Genomic DNA, 17,511 nt, shown 5'->3' on the forward strand with positions numbered 1-17,511 from the left:
AAGCACGGCGCCGCGCATCCGCCCTCGGACAATGGGCAGCGATGACCAGACACGCGAGCGATTCAGGCCTCGACGCCGTTCCCGCAACGGCAGCTCCGCATGACGGGTCGGGGATCATTCCAGCTCTGCCGCCCACGGTCCGAGAACCGGCACCGCCGTTGGGACGCGAAGCGCGGCGCCGGATCGGGCGCAACCTGCGCCTGCTCTACGGGGACGTCCTCCATCAGCCGCTGCCGGATCGCTTCACGGCGCTCCTCGACAGCCTGTCGTCGCAATCCGATTCGCAGGGGTCCCAATGACGTGCCCATCGATCCGGCCGGCTGCCCCCCAGGGCGGAGCCGACGCCGAGATGCGCGATCTCCTCCTCGGCGCCATCCCGGCCCTGCGGGCGTTCGCGTACTCGCTGACCTACAACCTCGACCGCAGCGACGACCTCGTCCAGGACACCCTCGTGCGGGCCTGGACCAAGGCCGACAGCTTCCAGCGCGGCACCAACCTCACCGCGTGGCTGTTCACCATCCTGCGCAACCTGTTCTATTCGGAACAGCGCAAGCGCAAGCGCGAGGTGGAGGATGGCGACGGTGTCCATGCGGCTCGCCTCACCAGCCTGCCCGAGCAGGAGATCCGGGTGGAGATGCGCGAGTTCCAGGCCGCCCTCGACGGCCTTCCCCTGAGCCAGCGCGAGGCCCTGGTGCTGGTCGGCGCCCAGAGCTTCACCTACGAGGAGGCCGCCGCCATCTGCGGTGTCGCCGTGGGCACCATGAAGAGCCGGGTCAGCCGCGCCCGGGGCCGTCTCATCGAGACCTTGGGAATGACGGGCACCGACGACATCGGCGCCGACGCCTTCACCCGCGCGGCCGCCGGCTCGGGCCCTTGACCGGGCCGGCCGGCTGCGATTCGCGGTCGGCCGGCTTCAATGGGCGTCAAAATCCTCTAAGGGGCAGGGCCGAGTGGCTCCGCCCCCGATCGTGACGGTCTCGTCCGCAGGGCCGCCGGAGCCTTCACCCGAGGAGCCCCGCCATGCGCGCCCTGATCGACCTCGTGCGCGTCCTGCGGCCGCGCGACCGGCGCCGGCTCGCCCTCATCGCCCTCGGCCTCGCCTGCGCCGCCCTGTTCGAGGTGGTGGGCGTCGCCTCCGTGGTGCCGTTCCTGACCCTCGTGGGCGACCCGTCCGCCGCCAGCCGCATCCCCTATCTCGCGACCCTGCGCGACGGCCTCGGCCTGACCGACGACCGCACCTTCCTCATGGTGACGGGCGGGGCGGCGTTGGCCGCCATCCTCACCACCAGCGTGGTGAATGCCGGCCTCACCTTCGCGCAGCTCCTGTTCACCAACCTCACGGGCTACGGCCTCGCCCGGCGCCTGCTCGCCCGCTACGTCGACCGCGAGCGCCTGTTCTTCGCCCATGCCAACAGCGCCGAACTCGCCAAGAACGTGCTGAGCGAGACCGACCGCCTCGTGGTCGGCGTCCTCACCCCCACCACGGTCATCGCCTCGCGCAGCGTCTCGGCGCTCGCCGTCGTCACCTTCCTGATCTTCTACGCACCCCGCCTCGCCCTGATCCTCGGCGGCGGCTTCGGCGGCCTCTACGTGCTGCTCTACCTCGTCATGCGGGTGCGCCTCGCCCGCCTCGGGGCCAGGGCCGTGGCGGACAACGAGCGGCGCTACCGCGTGGTGCAGGAGACCTTCGGGGCGCTGACCGAACTCAAGCTCTACGGCCGGGCCGAAGCCTTCGCCGCCGGGTTCGACGGGCCCGCCCGGGCCTACGCGAAGGCCACCGCAGCGAGCCTGCTCACGGGCCAGTTGCCACGCTTCGTCATCGAATCCCTGGCCTTCGGCGGGGTCATCGTGGTCGTGCTGTTCGCCCTCTCCCAGGGACTCGACACCGCCGGGCTGCTCCCGCTGCTCGGCCTGTTCGCCTTCGCCGGTTACAGGATGCTGCCGGCCTTCCAGAACATCTTCACGTCGCTTGCCCTCCTGCGGTTCTACCTCCCGGCCGTCAGGATGGTGGTGGACGAACTCGCCGGCGAGCGGACGCCGCGCCCGCGCCCGGCGACGCGCCTGCCGTTTCGGAGGGACATCCGCCTGACCGGCATCGGCTTCGACTACACGCCCGAGCGTCCGACCCTGCGGGACATCGATCTCACGATCCCCGTCAACACCACGGTCGGTCTCGTCGGCCGCACGGGATCGGGCAAGTCGACCCTGGTCGGGGTCATCCTCGGCCTCCTCACGCCCACCACCGGGTCCGTCACCGTGGACGGCGTCCCCCTCGACGCCGAGACCCTGCCGGCCTGGCAGAACCGCATCGGATACGTGCCCCAGGACGTGTTCCTCATCGACGCCTCCGTGCGCGAGAACATCGCCCTCGGCGTTTCGCCCGAAGCCGTGGACGGGGCCGCCGTAGAGCGGGCCGCGCGGCTCGCCGGCTTCCACGAGGTCGCGCTGGGCCTCGACGGGGGCTACGATGCGGGTGTCGGCGAGCGCGGCATCCGCCTCAGCGGCGGTCAGCGCCAGCGCCTTGGCATCGCCCGGGCCCTGTACCACGACCCCGACGTGATCGTGTTCGACGAAGCCACCAGCGCCCTCGACGGCGAGACCGAGGCGGCGGTGATGGGTGCCCTCGCGTCCCTGAACGGCACCCGCACCATCATTCTCATCGCCCACCGCCTCACGAGCCTCGCGGGCACCGATACGGTCCACGTCCTCGATGGCGGGCGCCTCGTGGCCTCCGGTCCTCTCGCGACGGTGATGCCGGATGCGGCCGCTCGCATGTCCGCGCCCGCCGAAGCGTGACGGGAGCGGCCTCACAAGCAAAAAACGCCGGCCGGTCCGGGATATGCGTATATTCACCGCGGATGGGGGTGGATCGGCCATATACCGGAACGTCCCAGGTCGGCTATCCTGTTCTCCCGGACAGATTTTTCGTCACAGGTTTCCCGGCCCGGTTTTTCGGCAGGGTCCCAGCCGCTCCATTCACGGCCCGGGAACAGATGGCATGGTTTGGCATGGTCGACGCTCCTGCTCCAGAAACGCCTCCGCAGATCGATCCCCTGCTCCTCGACAATCAGCTCTGCTACGCCCTCTACGCCGCGGCCCATCGCATGACGAAATCCTATCGTCCGATGCTCGAGCGCCTGGGCCTGACCTACCCGCAATATCTCGTCCTCCTCGTTCTGTGGGAGACGGACGGCATCACGGTCTCGGAGATCGGCCGACGGTTGCGCCTCGATTCCGGGACCCTGACGCCAGTCCTGAAGCGCCTCGAAACGGCGGGGTTCCTCCTGCGCAGCCGGCGACGCACGGACGAGCGCGAGGTCGAGATCGCCCTCACCCCGCAAGGCCGGGCGTTGCGGGGCGAGGCCACGACCGTGCGGGAATCGGTGATGTGCCAGCTCAACATGTCCGAACCCGAAGTCCAGGCCATGCGGGCCGACCTCAATGCCCTCATCGAGAATCTGAGCGCCGCCGGGTAACCGCCCCTCGCAGGGGTTCCGCCGGGTCTTCGGGCTCAGGAGATGCGGCGGAAGCCGGGCATTCGGCTGCGGCACGCCAGGAATCCTTCGGCGTCGCGGTCTCTCCCCTCATCCGCGCGCCGTTCGCGACAGCGGCATCGGTGTGTCTCGGACCGCCCTATTTTAGCCGGGTAAGTATCTCCATGGAACCGGGAGCGGACGGCGGCTATGCCCTCGTTCGATCATCGATCTTCGAGGACCAGCGGTGCGGACACCGAACGCGAACGAAGTCGGCCGTCTCGTCGGTCTCATGGCCGGAGCACCGACGCCTCCTGCCCGGCGGACGAGCACGGGAAAGCGCCCGTCCGGCGAACCCGCAAGGCTCCCGGGCGTTTGTCCCCGATGAACGCGACCTTGGCCGACACGGACCGCGAGCCTCGGCGGCAGGTGGGCGCACTGCCATACCGGCGGATGCGTGACGGAACCTACACCATCCTGCTCATCACCTCGCGGGAGAGCCGACGCTGGGTGATTCCGAAGGGCTGGCCGATGAAAGGGCGCAAGCCTTTCGAGGCGGCCGCCCGCGAGGCCTACGAGGAGGCCGGGCTCATCGGTTCCATCGGCAAGCGTCCGCTCGGCTTCTATCTCTACGAGAAGCGCCTGAAGAGCCGTGATTCCGTCCTGTGTCAGGTCAAGGTCTTCCCGCTCGAAGTGCGCAAGCAGCTGAAATCGTGGCCCGAGAAGGACGAGCGGGAGGATCACTGGTTCTCGCCCGCCGAGGCCGCCGATGCCGTGGCCGAACCGGGCCTCGCCGCGATCATCCGTGCCGCGTGCAAGCGCGACGCCGATGTGTTGCGCTGAAATCGGAAGCCGACACGAAAGTTCACCGGCGGTGCGATTGAGTCCGCCCAGGCGATTGCCAAGCCGGAAACGATGGGCTAATCCCCCGCTCGTCCAGACGGAGACGCCGCGGCGAACCCCGGACACCCCGCTGCTGTAGCTCAGTGGTAGAGCACCTCATTGGTAATGAGGAGGTCGACAGTTCAATCCTGTCCAGCAGCACCATCACAATCAATCACTCAACCCCCACACCGCGGACTGGCCAAGCGTTCCGGCAGGCACGGTGACGTGTACCCGGCCCGCGACATCGGCGAAGGGTGAGCGCGGGGGAACTTGAGCCTTTCCCGACCCGGAGCTCAACCCTCCGGCATGGGACACATCTGGCCGTCTCCTGTCGCTCAGTGCGGTGCATCAGGCCTTCGCCGACGAGGGCGGAATCGCACGCTTTGTTCAGCCACGCCGGCTGGAGACCCTTCGCAAGGCCCTGCGTCGGCCCCATGAAGGGCGGTCGGTCGCAGCGCTCGCATTCGCCTGCGGCTTCGTCAGCGAGAGCCACTGCAGCCAAGCCTTCCGAGCCGCGTTCGGAAGCCTCCGGGCCGCTACCGCGCCGGCATCCGACCGGCGCGCCAGGGCGAGGCCGGCGGCGGATCGACCCTTGAGGTTTTCCAGCGCTGGGCGAACCAACTGTATTGACCCGTGTCCGGGCCTCGGACGGCACCGTTTCGGGAGGAGGCCCGACGAACCGTGAGGCCTCGGTCTCGATCGGACGTCGCGGGTCGCCCCTGATCCGTCCGCACGACGAAAGACCCGCCTCGGATCGCTCCGGGCGGGCAAGGTGGGAAGATCATCTCGGGTTCGAGGGATCTATGGGGTAGACGGATTCAGGGGACGCAATAATCCGTGGTCCGCCTCCGGCCCCCGGCATCGACCGCGCCCACATCGACCAGGTGGCTCAGCCGGGCCGGCGCGCGTCGAACCCGCTCCTGCGAGCCTCGATCCTTCATCCGAATCCGATCGGCGTTGGACAGTACACCTGAGCCAATCGAAGCGATCACCCAAAAAACCCGCCCTGACCGAAGCCGAGCGGGTTCTTGAATAACAATGAAGGAATGCTCCTTCACGTGTCCGGTGAAATCAGCAGTCGTTGCTGCCCGGCTTGACGACCTGGCCTTCGGCCGGCTTCTTCTCGCCCGCGCCGGGCTGGGTGTTGCCGCCGACGTTGGACATGGCGCCGACCGTGCCGGGCGACTCGGCCTTGGCGCCGGGAGTCACCTTCGCATCCGAAGGACCATCCGCCTTGGAGGTCTTGTCGGTGGACGCGTTCTGGCCCTGGGCGTTCGTCGTCGTTCCGACGGCGCAGGGCGCAGCCATGGATGCCGATCCCGTGGCGATCACAGCGGCCGCCGCGATGGCAATCATGCAAAAATTCTTCATTGGTTTCTCCGAAGGCGTTTCCCAAAGTTCCCAACGATGCGAAGCGCCATCACGTTCCGACGACCGAGCGGGTTCCGACACGAACCGGGGGCCGGAGACCGAACCGCCGCCTTCGCCGCACGGCCACGCCCCCGATCCGTCCGGCCCATCGGGCTCATGAACGAACCCGTCGCGGTCGCGCTCGAACCGGCGATCACGGTCTCGAAACGAGCAGCGGTGCCTTCGGCAATCCTGTAGAAGCGGACGTGAGCCTTCCGACCCTTCCCCCACGGACATCGTCATGCCCCGCTGGTTCCTCGCTTTCGTTGCCGCGATCGCCACCCTGGCCGTGGTGATCGCCCTCCTGTTTCTCGGCAGCGGTGCCACCAAGAACACCGTTCCGGCGCCGGAAACGGGGGTGAAGGAGACCACGAAGTAGCCGCGACGGTTCGCCCGGGCCGCGAACAAAGGCGTGCCCGACGGCGTTTCTCGCCTGAACCTCTCCACACGACGGAACGCTTCATGCACAGGACGACCCTTGCCCTCCAATGGACGGCCCTTGCCCTCGCGACTTCGTTGATTCTCTCGCTGACGGGGCCCGCCGACGCGCAGACCCCGGGTGGCGCCCCGGCGACCAGCGACGGGAACACCGCCGCCGATCTCAGGAGCAACGGCGACAAGGCGGACAACCGCACGATCGGGTCCTCCAGGGGCGGGAGCGACAACCCCGGCGGACGTCCCTCCGATCATAACGGCACGGCGAACACCCTCGGAAAGGAGAACGGTAGGGCCGACGGTTCCGCGTCGTCGCCCGCACCGCGCCCGTGACCGTACCCCGATCGTTTCCGGGCTCGGACTTTTTCTCCGATCAGTCCTTCACCCCAGGTCCGGTGAGTCCGACCTTCGAAGCGATGAGCCAAAAAAAACCCGCCGCGGCGTGAGCCGGGCGGGTGATGATGATCCGAACCGATGGAAGGGTTAGCGACCGCCGCCGTTGGCGCTGCCGTTGGGGATCGCCTGTTCGGGCCGCGAGGCGTTCCCACCGGCGGCGGAATCGGTCGTCGCCGTGTCGGCACCGGTCGCACCGCGCGAGATGGCGATGTTGGCGTCGTTGCCAGTGCTGTTCGGCTCGCTCTGCACGACGACACCGGGAGCGCCCGGCTGACCCGGAGGGCCGACCTGCGCGAGTGCGGGGGTGGCGGCGAACAGGGCGGTGGCGAGGATGAGTGTTCTCATGGCGAACTTTCGATTGGGCCGACGGCGGGACAATCTTCGCCGGCTCAGCTCGAAACAAACTCCGGAACGCCCCGAAGTTTCCTGACCGCTGTGTCACACCCGGAGGCGATCTGACCCGAAAAACCCGCCTGGGCGGGCTTGGCGGGCGTGGGGATCATTTCGGCTTATCGCCCGGACCCCAACCATGCGCCTTGATGACTTGCATGATCTTGGTCTGCATCTCCGGCATCAGCGCTTGCATCCACTGCGTCGTCCCGGTCATTTGCGCCTGAGCGAGCTGCGGCTGGGCAGCCGCCAAGCGCCGGCCCGCCGGAGAGGCGTAGAACGCTCCCACCGCTTGGAGATCATCCTTGGAGAGGACCGTCGCGAAGCTGCGGGCCTGGAGATCGAGGAGTTCGTCGTAGTGCGCGGTCAGCATCGGAAGCACGGCTTCGCGGACGATCACCTGCGCGCGCTCCGGCTCGCGCACGCCCATCTGCTGCATCATGCCGGCCATGGGAGCGGCCATCGCGTTCAGGGTGGTGACACGGTCGCCCTGCATCTGGGCAACGACCTCGCGCGCCACCTTCAGAGTCGCCGGATCCTGCGTCGCCGAGGCCGATGGCTTGTCCGGGGACGGGGCCGCCTGTGCGTACGCCCCGTTCGCGAGGGACGTGCACAGGGCGAGGCCCGCGACGATGCGGCCGAATTGGTTCAGCAAAAGCGTTCCTCCAACATTGGCACCCGCGAGACGGGGCACTCCAAAAGAAGAACCCGCCGGGCTGGGAACCGGGCGGGTGAAGGTGGTCACATATGAGGATGCCCTGGGAAGGGCAAGGGACTATCGCATCTGGTATGCCAGACGCCAAGCCCCCGGCGGCCGGATTGGTCCGCTATTCGACGCGCCGACGGTCCTCGCCGCATTCGTCTCTTCACGGAACCGGTGCCGGGCTTCGAATGGGTCGGCCGAAAGGCGCCCATGGTCGGACCGGCCTCCGGGTCGTGGAACGAATCCAATCCCATTCGAATACTTTCACGGGTACGGATGGGGTGCGCGCGAATGCTTGCGAGATTGTTGAGCGCCATCGCGGGTGCTGGCGCGGATCGGGCGGCCGAGAACACCCGGCCCGCGCAATCTCAACGGGAGGCGACGAAGGCACCCGCGAGACCGCCGTCGCCCCGGAACGACGAGGGGATGCGGAGAGTCTGCGAGGAAGTGGAAAAGGCGCTGCGGGAGGCCGGGCATCTGCGGTAAGGGAACGCCGCCGCAAGGTCGGTGATGGGCCGTCGGGTTGCCGCGGCGCGCTGCCGCAAACAGGAACTCGCCGATCCTCGGCCCTCTTTCCCCGTCACAGTCCAGGAACGGATAGAGAGTTGCTTCATGCGTCATGCAGTGATCGGATTTGGTGCGCTTGCCGCCATGGTCTCGGCGGGGCCGGTCCTCGCCCAGGGTAAGCCGCTCCCGGCCCCATCGAGCAGCACCACGGTCCAGGGGGAGCTGACCATCACGATGGATGGCGACAAGCCCGTCTGTGCCCCGGCCGAGCTCAAGCTTCCGGCCAACACGAACGTCGAGCTCCACATCGTCAGCACGGCGAACGTGCCCGTCACCATCACGGCACCCGGCCAGTTCGAGAAGGGTCACGTTCTCCACGCGGACGGCTCGCTCGTCCACGTGTCGAGCGAGAAGGGGTACCTCGTGAAGGCGAATGGCCAAGGCGTCCTGAAGATCCGGACCATGGAGGCTGGAACGGAAACCTACGCCTGCACCACCACGAGCAACCAGAAGGCTCCCTTCGAAGGCAAGCTGGTCCTGACCGCTCCGGCAGGGTAGCCGCGTCTCGAGCCTCGGGACAGCCGATCCACGGCTGCGCCGGGCAGGGGACGAGCGACGAACGGCCCTGCGACGGTCGGGCGGATGACCGGAGCGGATCGGGCCGTGGCCCGGTGATGATGACGGGGCTGTTCTTCGCTCTCTTTCTCTACGGCGAGACGCCGGCTTTGCCGGCCCTTTTCGCCCGACGTTCGCGATCTCTGCCGGAACGCAGGTGATGCGAGGCAGAGGGCGAAACCGAAAAAATGTCTGCGGCCCCGGGGGATCGAAGGTAGTCGATGCAGGTTTAACCTTAGAATATGCTTGGCGTCGGCGAAGCGAATACCGCCTCGCCGTCACCGAGGATAGCGAGATCGAGAACGATGACTTGCCGCACGGCAAGGGCTTCCGATTCAGGAGCAGACGATGGCAGACGATCAGCCGAAACCGTCTCAAGTGGACGCGACGCCGGATGCCGGCTCGCCGGCGCCGCAGCAGCCCGAGCCGGGCCATCATCCGAAGCCGGCCGAGACCGACGCGCAGCCGGACAGGCCGGTCCCCAACGACGCCGCAAATTCCTGAGCGCCTCTCTCGGGGACCCGAACCATGGCCTTTCCCCAACGCTCCCCCGCCGCCGTGAGCCAGGAAGGTCGGTACGCGCGCGACCGGGGCGATCCGCTCACCGCCAACCCGTATCCCGAGGGCTCCGAGGAGCATGAGACCTGGGCACGGGGCTGGACGGTTCCCGATGGTGAGATCGGGCACGAAACCGCCGGGAGCGATGTTGGCTGATGCGGTTCGATTTGGACGGTCGGGGTTGTCCAGGCTCCGGGCCGAACAGGACCGTTTCCGGCTTGTGGTTGTCCTTCTTCCCCGGCACACGCGGGTTTGCGACCAGATTGCACATGCCGCGAGGCTCACCCTCCGCACGACAGGTCTCGCGCCGAATTGGCCGGTGATCTATTCAGCCCGCCGCAACGGAGCGGCACGATGAGTCAGATCGCCAAGGAATTCTTCCGTGATTGGGTTGCGGACAACCTCGACCCCGACAAGCCCCCCCAGACCCACCTAGACGAGCTGCTGCAGGATGCCGACGACGAAGGCATCTCCGAGGAAGAGATGGTGAAGGCCGCCGGTGGCGATCTGCTCAAGGCCGTCTCGAAGGCGATCGCGAAGGCCAAGCAGGACTGAGACCGTCTCCGGATCATCCGTTCGGAGAACAGTCTCGGGCAGCCCGCGCGGCGCCTGAGCGAAGCCGAAATCCGCATCATGAAGCGATCAACCGGTATGAGCGCCCATTTCCAGAGCCGCATCGGGTGGAATTTGGCCGAACGGCTCCGACGCAGAACCGCCGCTCATGGCACCTGCAACCTGTGGGCGGTTCCCGAATCAGGACGGAACGGAGTATCGAAAGCTTCGCCGTAAGCGCGGCGCAGCACCCCAGGAGCCTGGATGACCAAAGACGTGCAGCCCGATCGCTCTGCCTCGACGCTCGCATCCGTCTCTGACGAGATCTATCCAACCCCCTTGAAAAGCAGGCCGGACCTTCCGGCCGAAGACCTGTCGCCGGCCCCCGCGGAGGATTCGGACCTGTCGGCCGCCCATACCGAAAGCTTCGAGGGATTCAGTTCCTTCGGCTGAGTACAGTCCCACATCGTGGACGGCCTACGGCCTGCGTTGGGGCCGAGTGCTGCAGGCCGTCCCGATACCCACCCCTTCGGCGATGTCACCGACCTGGCCCGACCTCGGAGCCGGGGCCCTGGTGTCCAGCCTACTCGCGCGGGCGGGACACGTCCTCGGCTTCCGTACCGGGTCGATCGCTCGGCCCCTCGGGGGTCGCCCGTACGGTGTCATGGTCTGCGTCGCGCGGGGAGACCGCCGCTCCGCCCACGTCGGGTTTGGAGTGCCGCTCGCGCGCGCCGCGTTCCTGATCGTAGGTCGATTCGGGCAGGTTCTGGTTCGAGGCGGTCAGATCGGACATGCGTCGCTCTCCCGTTCTGCCAGCAACGCACTGGGCGTCGAAACGGTTTCGGACGACCGCAACCGTCGATTCCACCGCCTTCGTAGCTCGGGCGATCGGCTCAGGGACGTTCCCCACCCGATGGATCTTCCCCCCTCCGCTGGCGCTCCTCCTGCCTGCGGCCGAGCCAGAGACTGTTGAGCAACCATGCGATCGAGAGCGGTACCGCGGTCACGGCCACCGCCGTGGAGCCGAGGCCGAGCGCCCCGATCCCGGCGAAGGACCACGCTCCGATCTGGTCGCCGGTGCGGTAGACCACGGTGTCGAGGAAGTTCTTCGCCTTGTAGCGATCTTCGCGCGGCACGACGGTGAACAGAACCTCGCGGATCGGCCGGGCGATGGCGAAATTGCCGGCCCGCCGCAGGACCTGGAACACCACGATGGCGGAGATGGTCGGCGATACGGCAAGGGCGGCAAAACCCAGGACGCTGGCCGCCGGCAGGAGGGCGAGGCTCGGCCCGACGCCGATGCGCCGGACGATCCGGCCGGTGAGGAAGAACTGCACCCCGAGCGTCAGCGCGTTCACCAGGAGGTCGACGCTGGCGAAGAACGCCGTCTGCGCCCCGCGGTTCGCGAAGCTCTCCTTCGCGATCTTGGCCTGCTCGAAATATAGGAACGTCGAGGTCACCGAGAACAGCAGCAGGAACAGGCCGATGTTGAGGAGGTAGGGCGAGCGGAACGTGCGGGTGATGCCCGCGAACGCGCTGCCGCCGATGGCGTCGGCCGGAGCCACGTCACCGGCCACGGGGCGCTGGTGCAGACGGTCCGACAGGCGTGCGAGGCCGCGCATGCTGAACACCGCCACCTCCAGCAGAACAGCCGCTCCGATGAGGAGCGCCCAGGTCGGCACGTCGCGGGCGAGGATCGCGGTGGTGGCCGAGCCCGCGATGGCCCCGAGGGTGGCACCGGCGGCGATGAAGCCGAACAGGCGCTTGCCCTGCTCCGTCGAGAAGACATCGACGACGGTGGCCCAGAACACCGACACCACGAACAGGTTGAAGATCGACAGCCAGATGAAGAACGCCCGGCCGATCCAGACGTCGCCTTCAGGACCGGCGAGGTAGAGCGACACGGCGAAGACGAGGATGTTGGCGGCGAAGAAGCGGTAGGTCAGGGGCACGAACCGGGCGCGCGGCAGGGTCTTCACCAGCCAGGCGAAGGGCACGTTCAGGGCCAGCATGCCGATGAGCGTGCCGGTGAACAGCCAGGGCAGGTTCTCGATCCCGCCGGCGATGCCCATCTGGTCGCGAATCGGGCGCAGGACGTAGTAGGCGGCGAGAATCGAGAAGATGTAGGCCCAGGACCACGCGAGCGCCGGAACTTCGCCCGGCCGGACATCGACGAGGCGCCCCAGCCACGAACGCGACCGGCCCTCGGCGGGGACGGGCTCCGCCGCCCCGCCGAGGCCGCTCAACGCGCCACCCCGAGGCGCGCGCCCGATTCAGCGGCGGTGAGGTCGTGCCCGAAGCCCGGCGACCCCATGGCGAAGCTGTCCGCCTTGGAAAGGGGCCCGACGATCACCGGATCGAAGCCGGCCTCGGTCACCAGCTTGGCGACGGTCGCCACGGCTCCGGCATCGTCGCCCGCGAGGGGGATCGCCATGCGGGCGCCGTCGCGATGCGCGTTCTTGGCAAAGACCTTGTAGTTCGCCGCGTTGAAGGCCCGCACGATCCGGGCGCCGCGCAGGTACTTGGCCGAGACGGCGGCGATGCCGCTCTCCTTCACCTCGGCGTAGACCTCGCCGTCGCGGGCCTGGGTCGCGTTGCCGGCATCGATCACGGTCTTGCCCTGCAGGGCGGCGCCGTGGTCGGCGCTCAGTTGCGGATAGGCCTTGTAGGGCACCGCGATCAGCACGACGTGGCCGAAGGCGATGGCCTCGGCCGGAGTCCCGGCACGGGCTTTCGGACCGAGGCTCTCGACGAGGCCCTTCAGCTCCTCGGGGTGGCGGGAGGAGACCATCACCTCGTGCCCGGCCTTCGCCCATAGGCCGCCGATGGTGCCGCCGATGTTGCCGGCACCGACGATGCCGATGCGTGCGGGCTGCGCGGCGGACTGGGCCCAGGCGCTCCCGCTGGCGACGAAGGCGGCGAGCGCGAGGGCCGCGCGGCGGGATACGAGTTTAGAGCGCATCGACAAAGGCCTCCATCCGGGCACGCTGGGCCGCATCGGGCATCCGGCCCCGGGCGGCCCCGAGGTTGTCCTCGACATAGGCCACCTTAGCCATGCCGGGGATCGGGCAGGTCACGGCCTCGTGTCCGAGGACGTATTTCAGGAAGAACTGCGGCCAGCTCGCGCAGTCGAACTCGGCGGTCCAGGGCGGCAGTTCGCGGCCCTGGACCGCCTTGAACAGGCGGTCGCGCCCGAACGGCACGTTGACCATCACGGCCATGCCACGCTCTGCGGCGAGCGGCAGGATGCGCTGTGCGGCCAGCCGATCGTCGAGGGCGTAGTTCACCTGGATGAAATCCAGGGTCTCGCGCTTCATGACGGCTTCGAGATCGGCGAACTGGCTGTCGCGCCACACGGTGACCCCCGCATAGCGGATGCGCTTGGCCGCCTTGAGGTCGCGCAGGGTGGCGAGGTTGGCGGCGGTGTCGATGAGGTTGTGGACGGCGACGAGGTCGATGGTCTGCGTGTTCAGGCGCTTGAACGAACGCTCGATCTCAGCGAGCCCGGCCTCACGCCCCGGCGTGCCGACTTTGCTGCACAGGAACACCTTATCGCGCAAACCATCCTGCGGGAGGATGAGGCCGAGCACGTCCTCGGCCGTGCCGTAGCTCGGGGCCGTGTCGATGACGGAGCCGCCGAGCGCCACGAACCGCCGGACCGCCTCGCGCAAGGGCGCGACCTTGTCGGGCGTCGGCTCGACCTCGTAGCGGCGCGAGGTGCCGATCCCGAGGACGGGAATCCGCTCGCCCGTGGACGGGATCGGCCGGCTCAGGAGCCCGGCCGCTTCCGCCTGCGCGGGCGATGCGGCGGATCCGAAAAGCGGCACCGCCAAGGGAAGCAGGCCGGTGCCGGCCAGGAAAGCGCGTCGGGATGGGTGCATGCGGGCTCCTCACGGGGACGGGCGTGCACTCCCATCTAGGTCACCGGTCCGCCTCCGACATGGGTGTCCGACATGGGTGAATGCCGACACACGCGTCACCCGACGGCCCGTTGCAGGGCGGCGGCGAAGCCGGTGAACTCCACTGTCCGGCGCCGGTAGCACTGGAAGACCCGCACGCCGCCGGCCTGGAGCGCGGCGCGCGGAACCGCGAGTTCGAAGCCGCTGCCGAGCGCCTGGGCCGTGCCGAGATGCGCGGCGACCTCAGGCCGGGCGAGGCGCGCCGAGACGCAGACCTGCGGGCGGCCTGCCGCGTCGTTCCAGACGGCGAGGGTGCACAGCACGTCGCCGAGGCCCCGTGCGAAGGCCCAACCCCGGCACGCGATGCTCCCGCCGAGGCCGGTGAGGTTTACCCGCTCCGTCCGCTCGATGGCCGGCGCACGCTTCAGCCGCTTGATGAAATGGCGGCGGAAGGCGGGCGGCATCGTCCGGTCGAGGCGGTAGCGGCCCGGCCCCGCGACGATCTCGAGACGGCGGGGCACGGCACCGGGATGCACGCCGTCGCCGCCGTGCAGGGCGATGTCGTAGCGGCCGGGCTCCAGGCCGGTCAGGGCCGCGACGAGGCGGAACGTGCCGTCGCCTGCCGCCCCGGGGGCGATCCGGGCGCGCCATGCGGTGCCGTCCTCTCCGTGCAGCCAGAGGCTCAACGGGAGATCGAACGCCGCACCCTCGATCCGGCCCGCGATGCCCCAGAGGTCGCCCGGCGCCGCCAAGAGGACGCCCCCCGCCTCGGGCAGGTTCTGACGCAGGTCGAGGAGGGCGGGGCCGGGGACGGCACCGGGCGGCGTGGCCTCGCGGGCGAACCGCACCAGCGCCCCCTCCGTCGCGCCCCCCGCGAAGACCTGGCCGAAGCCCTGCGCCACGAGCAGCCCGTCGCGCCCGGCCTGGACGAGGTCGAGGGTGTGCGGCCCGAACGCGAGGCCGGCGACGTCGATGGTCCCGGTGAAGCCGGAGCGCGCGGCGCCGGGATCGCCGAGGCTGTCGGCCACGTCGGGGCGGTCGTCGGGCTGAAGGACTGCGTAGGCGGTGCGCGATGGTCCGGTGAACCGCAGGTAGGTCCGCGCGGCGGGCGCGGCGTCGAGCCTGTGCAGCCAGCCCTTCACCGCGAGGTGGCGCAGCACGAGGTCGTGGCCGCCCGGGTTCGCGATCTCCCTGTCGTCGAGGCGCAGGCCGTCGCGGGCGAAGGCCAGGGTCGCGTGGGTCAGGGGGAGCACGACGGCCGGCAGGGCCCGGTCCGATGCGGGCAGATCGTCGAGGAGGGGCGTCGCGGGCCGCGCACGCCCGGTGGCACCGAGGGCGGCGGCATAGGTCCCGTCCCAGTGGATGTCGCGCGACACCCAGGACGGGGCGTTCACCCGCAGGCCCATCTCGGCGAGCGACAGGTCGAAGGTGACGCGCAGACGGTCCGGCACCCGATCGTGCGGGCATGGACGCGCGGCCACGAGCCCGTCGTAGACGCGTCGTACGGCTTCGAGATGCGCGGCCACGGTCGGAAAGCGCTTGGCCTGCACCGCGTTCCGCATCCGCGCGAGACGGGCAGGGTCGTAGTAGAGATCGAGGAGCCTTGCCCGCACCGCCCCCGAATCGTGGGGCGGGACGAGGAAGCCGTCGACCCCGTCCGTCACCCGCTCGGCGAGCGCGCCCAGGGCGGTCGCCACGGGGACGAGACCGGCCTGCCACGCCTCCGTCAGGGCGATGACGTAGGTCTCGGGCCACGTCGAAAGATGGAGCGAGACATCGCAACCGCTCAGCAGGCCGTGGATGGCGTGCGGCTCGTAGGGACCCGAGAGGGTGATCCGGTCCGGCGCGATTCCGCGCAGGCGCCCGGCGTGGTGCGCGTCGACCCGGCCGAACACCTTGAAATGGATACGGTACTCCTCGCAGATCCGCATGAGCTCGACGATCTCGTCGCCTCCCTTGTGCGAGGCGAAGTTGCCGACCACCGCGACGGTGAGCCGGCGACCGTCGTCGCGCTCGGGCCGGAGCATGGGCACGATGGGGGTGGGCTCGACGGGGGCCAGCATCGCGATCTCGACGACGCGGTCGGCCTCGATCTCCGGGTAGAACGCCCGCAGGTAGGCCCCCGTCGCCGGAGTGCTGGTGATGAACCGGTCGACGGCGCGTACGAGGAGCGAGACGAACCCGTCGCGGCGCGCCTTGGCGCCCGGCGGGTAGTTGCTGGATGCGATGAGGCAGGCATCGCACTGGTCGCGCCCGCGGTTCACCACGTCGCAGAAGCGGCCGGCATGATCGAGCAGGAGCCAGCGCTCGCAGATGAGGTGGTGGTCGTGGAGGTGGTAGATCACCGGCACGCCGCAGGCCCGCGCCACCAGGGGCAGGCTGAGCGGCAGGTGGAGCAGGTGGTGGATGTGGACGAGGTCCACGCGCTGCTCGAACAGGATGCGTTCGAACACGCCCTCGACATGGGGGTCGGTGAGCTTGGGCAGACCGATCTCGCCGCATTCGATGGTCTGGCCGAGACCACGCCCTTCGAGGCGCAGGGACCAGCGTCCATCGTGGAGCACGGGAAACAGGAACAGGATCGCGTAATCCGGCGCGAGACCCGCGAGGGCGTCCTGGTAGATCTCGACGCCGCCGCCGTCGCGATAGCCCGTGCGGTTGTGGCTGACCATCAGCACGGTGCGCACAGCCGGCCGCTTGGCAGGCCGGGCCCGCCGGTGCGGGCCGCCCGCCGTTTCGAGGATCTCGGCGACGCGGTGATCGTAGAGATGTCCGGCCCGGGTTCGGGCGCGGGCGGCGCGTGCCGCCGCGATCCGCGCCGCAGGCCGGTCCAGCATCTCGGCGATGATCCGCGCGCCCGCCGCGTCGTCGGCGCAGAGGGCGATCTCGGCATCGGGCTCGTAATAGTCGCGGATCTCGGGTTCCGGCGAGATCACCACCTGGAACCCGCCGGCGAGCGCCGTCTCGAACAGTCGGGGCGGAGGTGTCGAGCCCTGCGCCTGGTTCGGGTCGGAGGCGGAGAACACCCGTGGCAGGGTGAGGACGACGCGGCTGCGATTGGCCAACCGCGCGAAGTCGCGGTTGCCGCAGCGCCAGTCGGTGACGAGGCCCGGATCGTCGAGTGCGGGCGGACCGATATAGGTGTTCCACGGGAGGGCGAGCTTGACCTTGAGATCGCGCGACAGGGTCGCCAGGATCGCGTTGAGGCTCGCGACCCGGTTCGGCCAGGCGGTGCCGATGAACAGCAGATCGTAGAGGTAGTCCCGGTCGTCGCCGAGGACGGGCAGGTCCTGGAACAGGCTCGCTGCCGCCAGCGGCAGGTGCCGGGCGCGCCCGCCATAGGCCGCGACGCTGGCCTTGTCGTTGGTGAAGACGAGGTCGAACCCCGTGGAGCAGCGTACGTTGTCGGCGAGCTCGTAGGGATCTTCCGTGGTCCACAGGATGCTGAGCTGCGCCCGAGCGGCGAGGCGACCGAGAACGGGCGCGTGCTTACGCGCGCCGCCGAAGGCGAGCACCGTGTCGAGCCCCTCGTCCGTGAGGGTGGCCAGGGCGTCGGCGTGCCCCGCCAGATGCACCCGCGCCACCCGCGGATGGCGCCGCAGGGCGTCGGCGATGGCGAGCACGATGTAATGATTGTGCGTGCCTGGCTCCGTGTCGAGGAGCAGGATCGAGAAATCCGCCATGGGGT

Annotated in this window: 19 protein-coding genes and 1 tRNA gene; 12 read left to right on the forward strand and 8 right to left on the reverse strand. The window is 69.0% G+C overall.

From position 1 onward, the window contains the following. The first annotated feature begins 158 nt into the window (after nucleotides 1–158). The 6 genes from ASG60_RS23315 to ASG60_RS02780 all read left to right on the forward strand — a co-directional run bounded on the left by ASG60_RS23315 (nucleotide 159) and on the right by ASG60_RS02780 (nucleotide 4,520). Nucleotides 159–299, forward strand: a complete 141-nt coding sequence (locus ASG60_RS23315) for a NepR family anti-sigma factor (RefSeq protein WP_244473650.1) — start codon at nucleotides 159–161, stop codon at nucleotides 297–299. Further along, nucleotides 296–877 carry a sigma-70 family RNA polymerase sigma factor gene (locus ASG60_RS02760; RefSeq protein ID WP_056263218.1) on the forward strand — a complete coding sequence of 194 codons (582 nt, stop codon included), beginning with the start codon at nucleotides 296–298 and terminating at the stop codon, nucleotides 875–877. The genes ASG60_RS23315 and ASG60_RS02760 overlap by 4 nt, the downstream gene beginning before the upstream one ends. A gap of 143 nt (nucleotides 878–1,020) precedes the next feature. Then, on the forward strand, nucleotides 1,021–2,796 hold the full coding sequence (locus tag ASG60_RS02765) for an ABC transporter ATP-binding protein (protein ID WP_056384174.1): 1,776 nt from the start codon (nucleotides 1,021–1,023) through the stop codon (nucleotides 2,794–2,796). Between the two features lie 212 nt (nucleotides 2,797–3,008). Next, nucleotides 3,009–3,476 (forward strand): MarR family transcriptional regulator, encoded by a 468-nt coding sequence (locus ASG60_RS02770; protein WP_056166100.1) that lies wholly within the window; start codon nucleotides 3,009–3,011, stop codon nucleotides 3,474–3,476. 381 nt (nucleotides 3,477–3,857) lie between these two features. Then, the gene (locus ASG60_RS02775) at nucleotides 3,858–4,316 is read left to right on the forward strand and encodes an NUDIX hydrolase (protein ID WP_056166097.1); all 459 of its coding nucleotides are present in this window, start codon (nucleotides 3,858–3,860) and stop codon (nucleotides 4,314–4,316) included. 129 nt (nucleotides 4,317–4,445) lie between these two features. Further along, a tRNA-Thr gene (locus tag ASG60_RS02780) sits at nucleotides 4,446–4,520 on the forward strand. Between the two features lie 909 nt (nucleotides 4,521–5,429). On the opposite strand, the gene ASG60_RS22420 is transcribed toward ASG60_RS02780, so the two are convergent. Beyond that, nucleotides 5,430–6,011: a hypothetical protein gene (locus ASG60_RS22420; RefSeq protein WP_156398763.1), complete on the reverse strand. Its 582-nt coding sequence runs from the start codon at nucleotides 6,009–6,011 to the stop codon at nucleotides 5,430–5,432. Between ASG60_RS22420 and ASG60_RS22425 the strand changes: the two genes are divergently transcribed. Continuing rightward, nucleotides 6,010–6,147, forward strand: a complete 138-nt coding sequence (locus tag ASG60_RS22425) for a hypothetical protein (RefSeq protein WP_156398764.1) — start codon at nucleotides 6,010–6,012, stop codon at nucleotides 6,145–6,147. The two genes, ASG60_RS22420 and ASG60_RS22425, sit on opposite strands and share 2 nt — an antisense overlap. Before the next feature lie 539 nt (nucleotides 6,148–6,686). On the opposite strand, the gene ASG60_RS02795 is transcribed toward ASG60_RS22425, so the two are convergent. Both ASG60_RS02795 and ASG60_RS02800 read right to left on the reverse strand, forming a co-directional pair. Then, nucleotides 6,687–6,944, reverse strand: a complete 258-nt coding sequence (locus tag ASG60_RS02795; protein WP_056166089.1) for a hypothetical protein — start codon at nucleotides 6,942–6,944, stop codon at nucleotides 6,687–6,689. Between the two features lie 154 nt (nucleotides 6,945–7,098). Then, nucleotides 7,099–7,734 carry a DUF2059 domain-containing protein gene (locus ASG60_RS02800; protein ID WP_244473017.1) on the reverse strand — a complete coding sequence of 212 codons (636 nt, stop codon included), beginning with the start codon at nucleotides 7,732–7,734 and terminating at the stop codon, nucleotides 7,099–7,101. A 570-nt stretch (nucleotides 7,735–8,304) separates the two neighbouring features. Here ASG60_RS02800 and ASG60_RS02805 point away from each other — a divergent pair. The 5 genes from ASG60_RS02805 to ASG60_RS02820 all read left to right on the forward strand — a co-directional run bounded on the left by ASG60_RS02805 (nucleotide 8,305) and on the right by ASG60_RS02820 (nucleotide 10,377). Continuing rightward, the gene (locus tag ASG60_RS02805) at nucleotides 8,305–8,757 is read left to right on the forward strand and encodes a hypothetical protein (RefSeq protein ID WP_056166083.1); all 453 of its coding nucleotides are present in this window, start codon (nucleotides 8,305–8,307) and stop codon (nucleotides 8,755–8,757) included. Nucleotides 8,758–9,162: 405 nt separating this feature from the next. Continuing rightward, nucleotides 9,163–9,318, forward strand: a complete 156-nt coding sequence (locus tag ASG60_RS22430) for a hypothetical protein (protein ID WP_156398765.1) — start codon at nucleotides 9,163–9,165, stop codon at nucleotides 9,316–9,318. 24 nt (nucleotides 9,319–9,342) lie between these two features. Next, the gene (locus ASG60_RS02810) at nucleotides 9,343–9,528 is read left to right on the forward strand and encodes a hypothetical protein (protein ID WP_056265112.1); all 186 of its coding nucleotides are present in this window, start codon (nucleotides 9,343–9,345) and stop codon (nucleotides 9,526–9,528) included. Between the two features lie 198 nt (nucleotides 9,529–9,726). Then, complete coding sequence (locus ASG60_RS02815; RefSeq protein ID WP_056166078.1) at nucleotides 9,727–9,927, forward strand: hypothetical protein; 201 nt, start codon at nucleotides 9,727–9,729, stop codon at nucleotides 9,925–9,927. 261 nt (nucleotides 9,928–10,188) lie between these two features. Next, nucleotides 10,189–10,377, forward strand: coding sequence for a hypothetical protein (locus ASG60_RS02820; RefSeq protein WP_056166075.1), 189 nt, complete (start codon nucleotides 10,189–10,191; stop codon nucleotides 10,375–10,377). A gap of 130 nt (nucleotides 10,378–10,507) precedes the next feature. Here the strand turns inward: ASG60_RS02820 and ASG60_RS02825 are convergent, their stop codons facing one another. The 5 genes from ASG60_RS02825 to ASG60_RS02845 all read right to left on the reverse strand — a co-directional run bounded on the left by ASG60_RS02825 (nucleotide 10,508) and on the right by ASG60_RS02845 (nucleotide 17,506). After that, nucleotides 10,508–10,717, reverse strand: coding sequence for a hypothetical protein (locus tag ASG60_RS02825; protein ID WP_056384176.1), 210 nt, complete (start codon nucleotides 10,715–10,717; stop codon nucleotides 10,508–10,510). 100 nt (nucleotides 10,718–10,817) lie between these two features. After that, the gene (locus ASG60_RS02830) at nucleotides 10,818–12,110 is read right to left on the reverse strand and encodes an MFS transporter (RefSeq protein ID WP_156398776.1); all 1,293 of its coding nucleotides are present in this window, start codon (nucleotides 12,108–12,110) and stop codon (nucleotides 10,818–10,820) included. Between the two features lie 56 nt (nucleotides 12,111–12,166). Next, entirely contained in the window at nucleotides 12,167–12,886 is a 720-nt protein-coding gene (locus ASG60_RS02835; RefSeq protein ID WP_056384177.1) for an NADPH-dependent F420 reductase, read from the reverse strand. Continuing rightward, nucleotides 12,876–13,805 carry an aldo/keto reductase gene (locus tag ASG60_RS02840; RefSeq protein WP_056384178.1) on the reverse strand — a complete coding sequence of 310 codons (930 nt, stop codon included), beginning with the start codon at nucleotides 13,803–13,805 and terminating at the stop codon, nucleotides 12,876–12,878. Before ASG60_RS02840 ends, ASG60_RS02835 begins: the two co-directional genes overlap by 11 nt. Before the next feature lie 95 nt (nucleotides 13,806–13,900). Further along, on the reverse strand, nucleotides 13,901–17,506 hold the full coding sequence (locus tag ASG60_RS02845) for a glycosyltransferase (protein WP_056384179.1): 3,606 nt from the start codon (nucleotides 17,504–17,506) through the stop codon (nucleotides 13,901–13,903). Nucleotides 17,507–17,511 lie beyond the last annotated feature (5 nt).

The sequence above is a fragment of the Methylobacterium sp. Leaf469 genome, assembly GCF_001424745.1.
Taxonomy (GTDB): domain Bacteria; phylum Pseudomonadota; class Alphaproteobacteria; order Rhizobiales; family Beijerinckiaceae; genus Methylobacterium.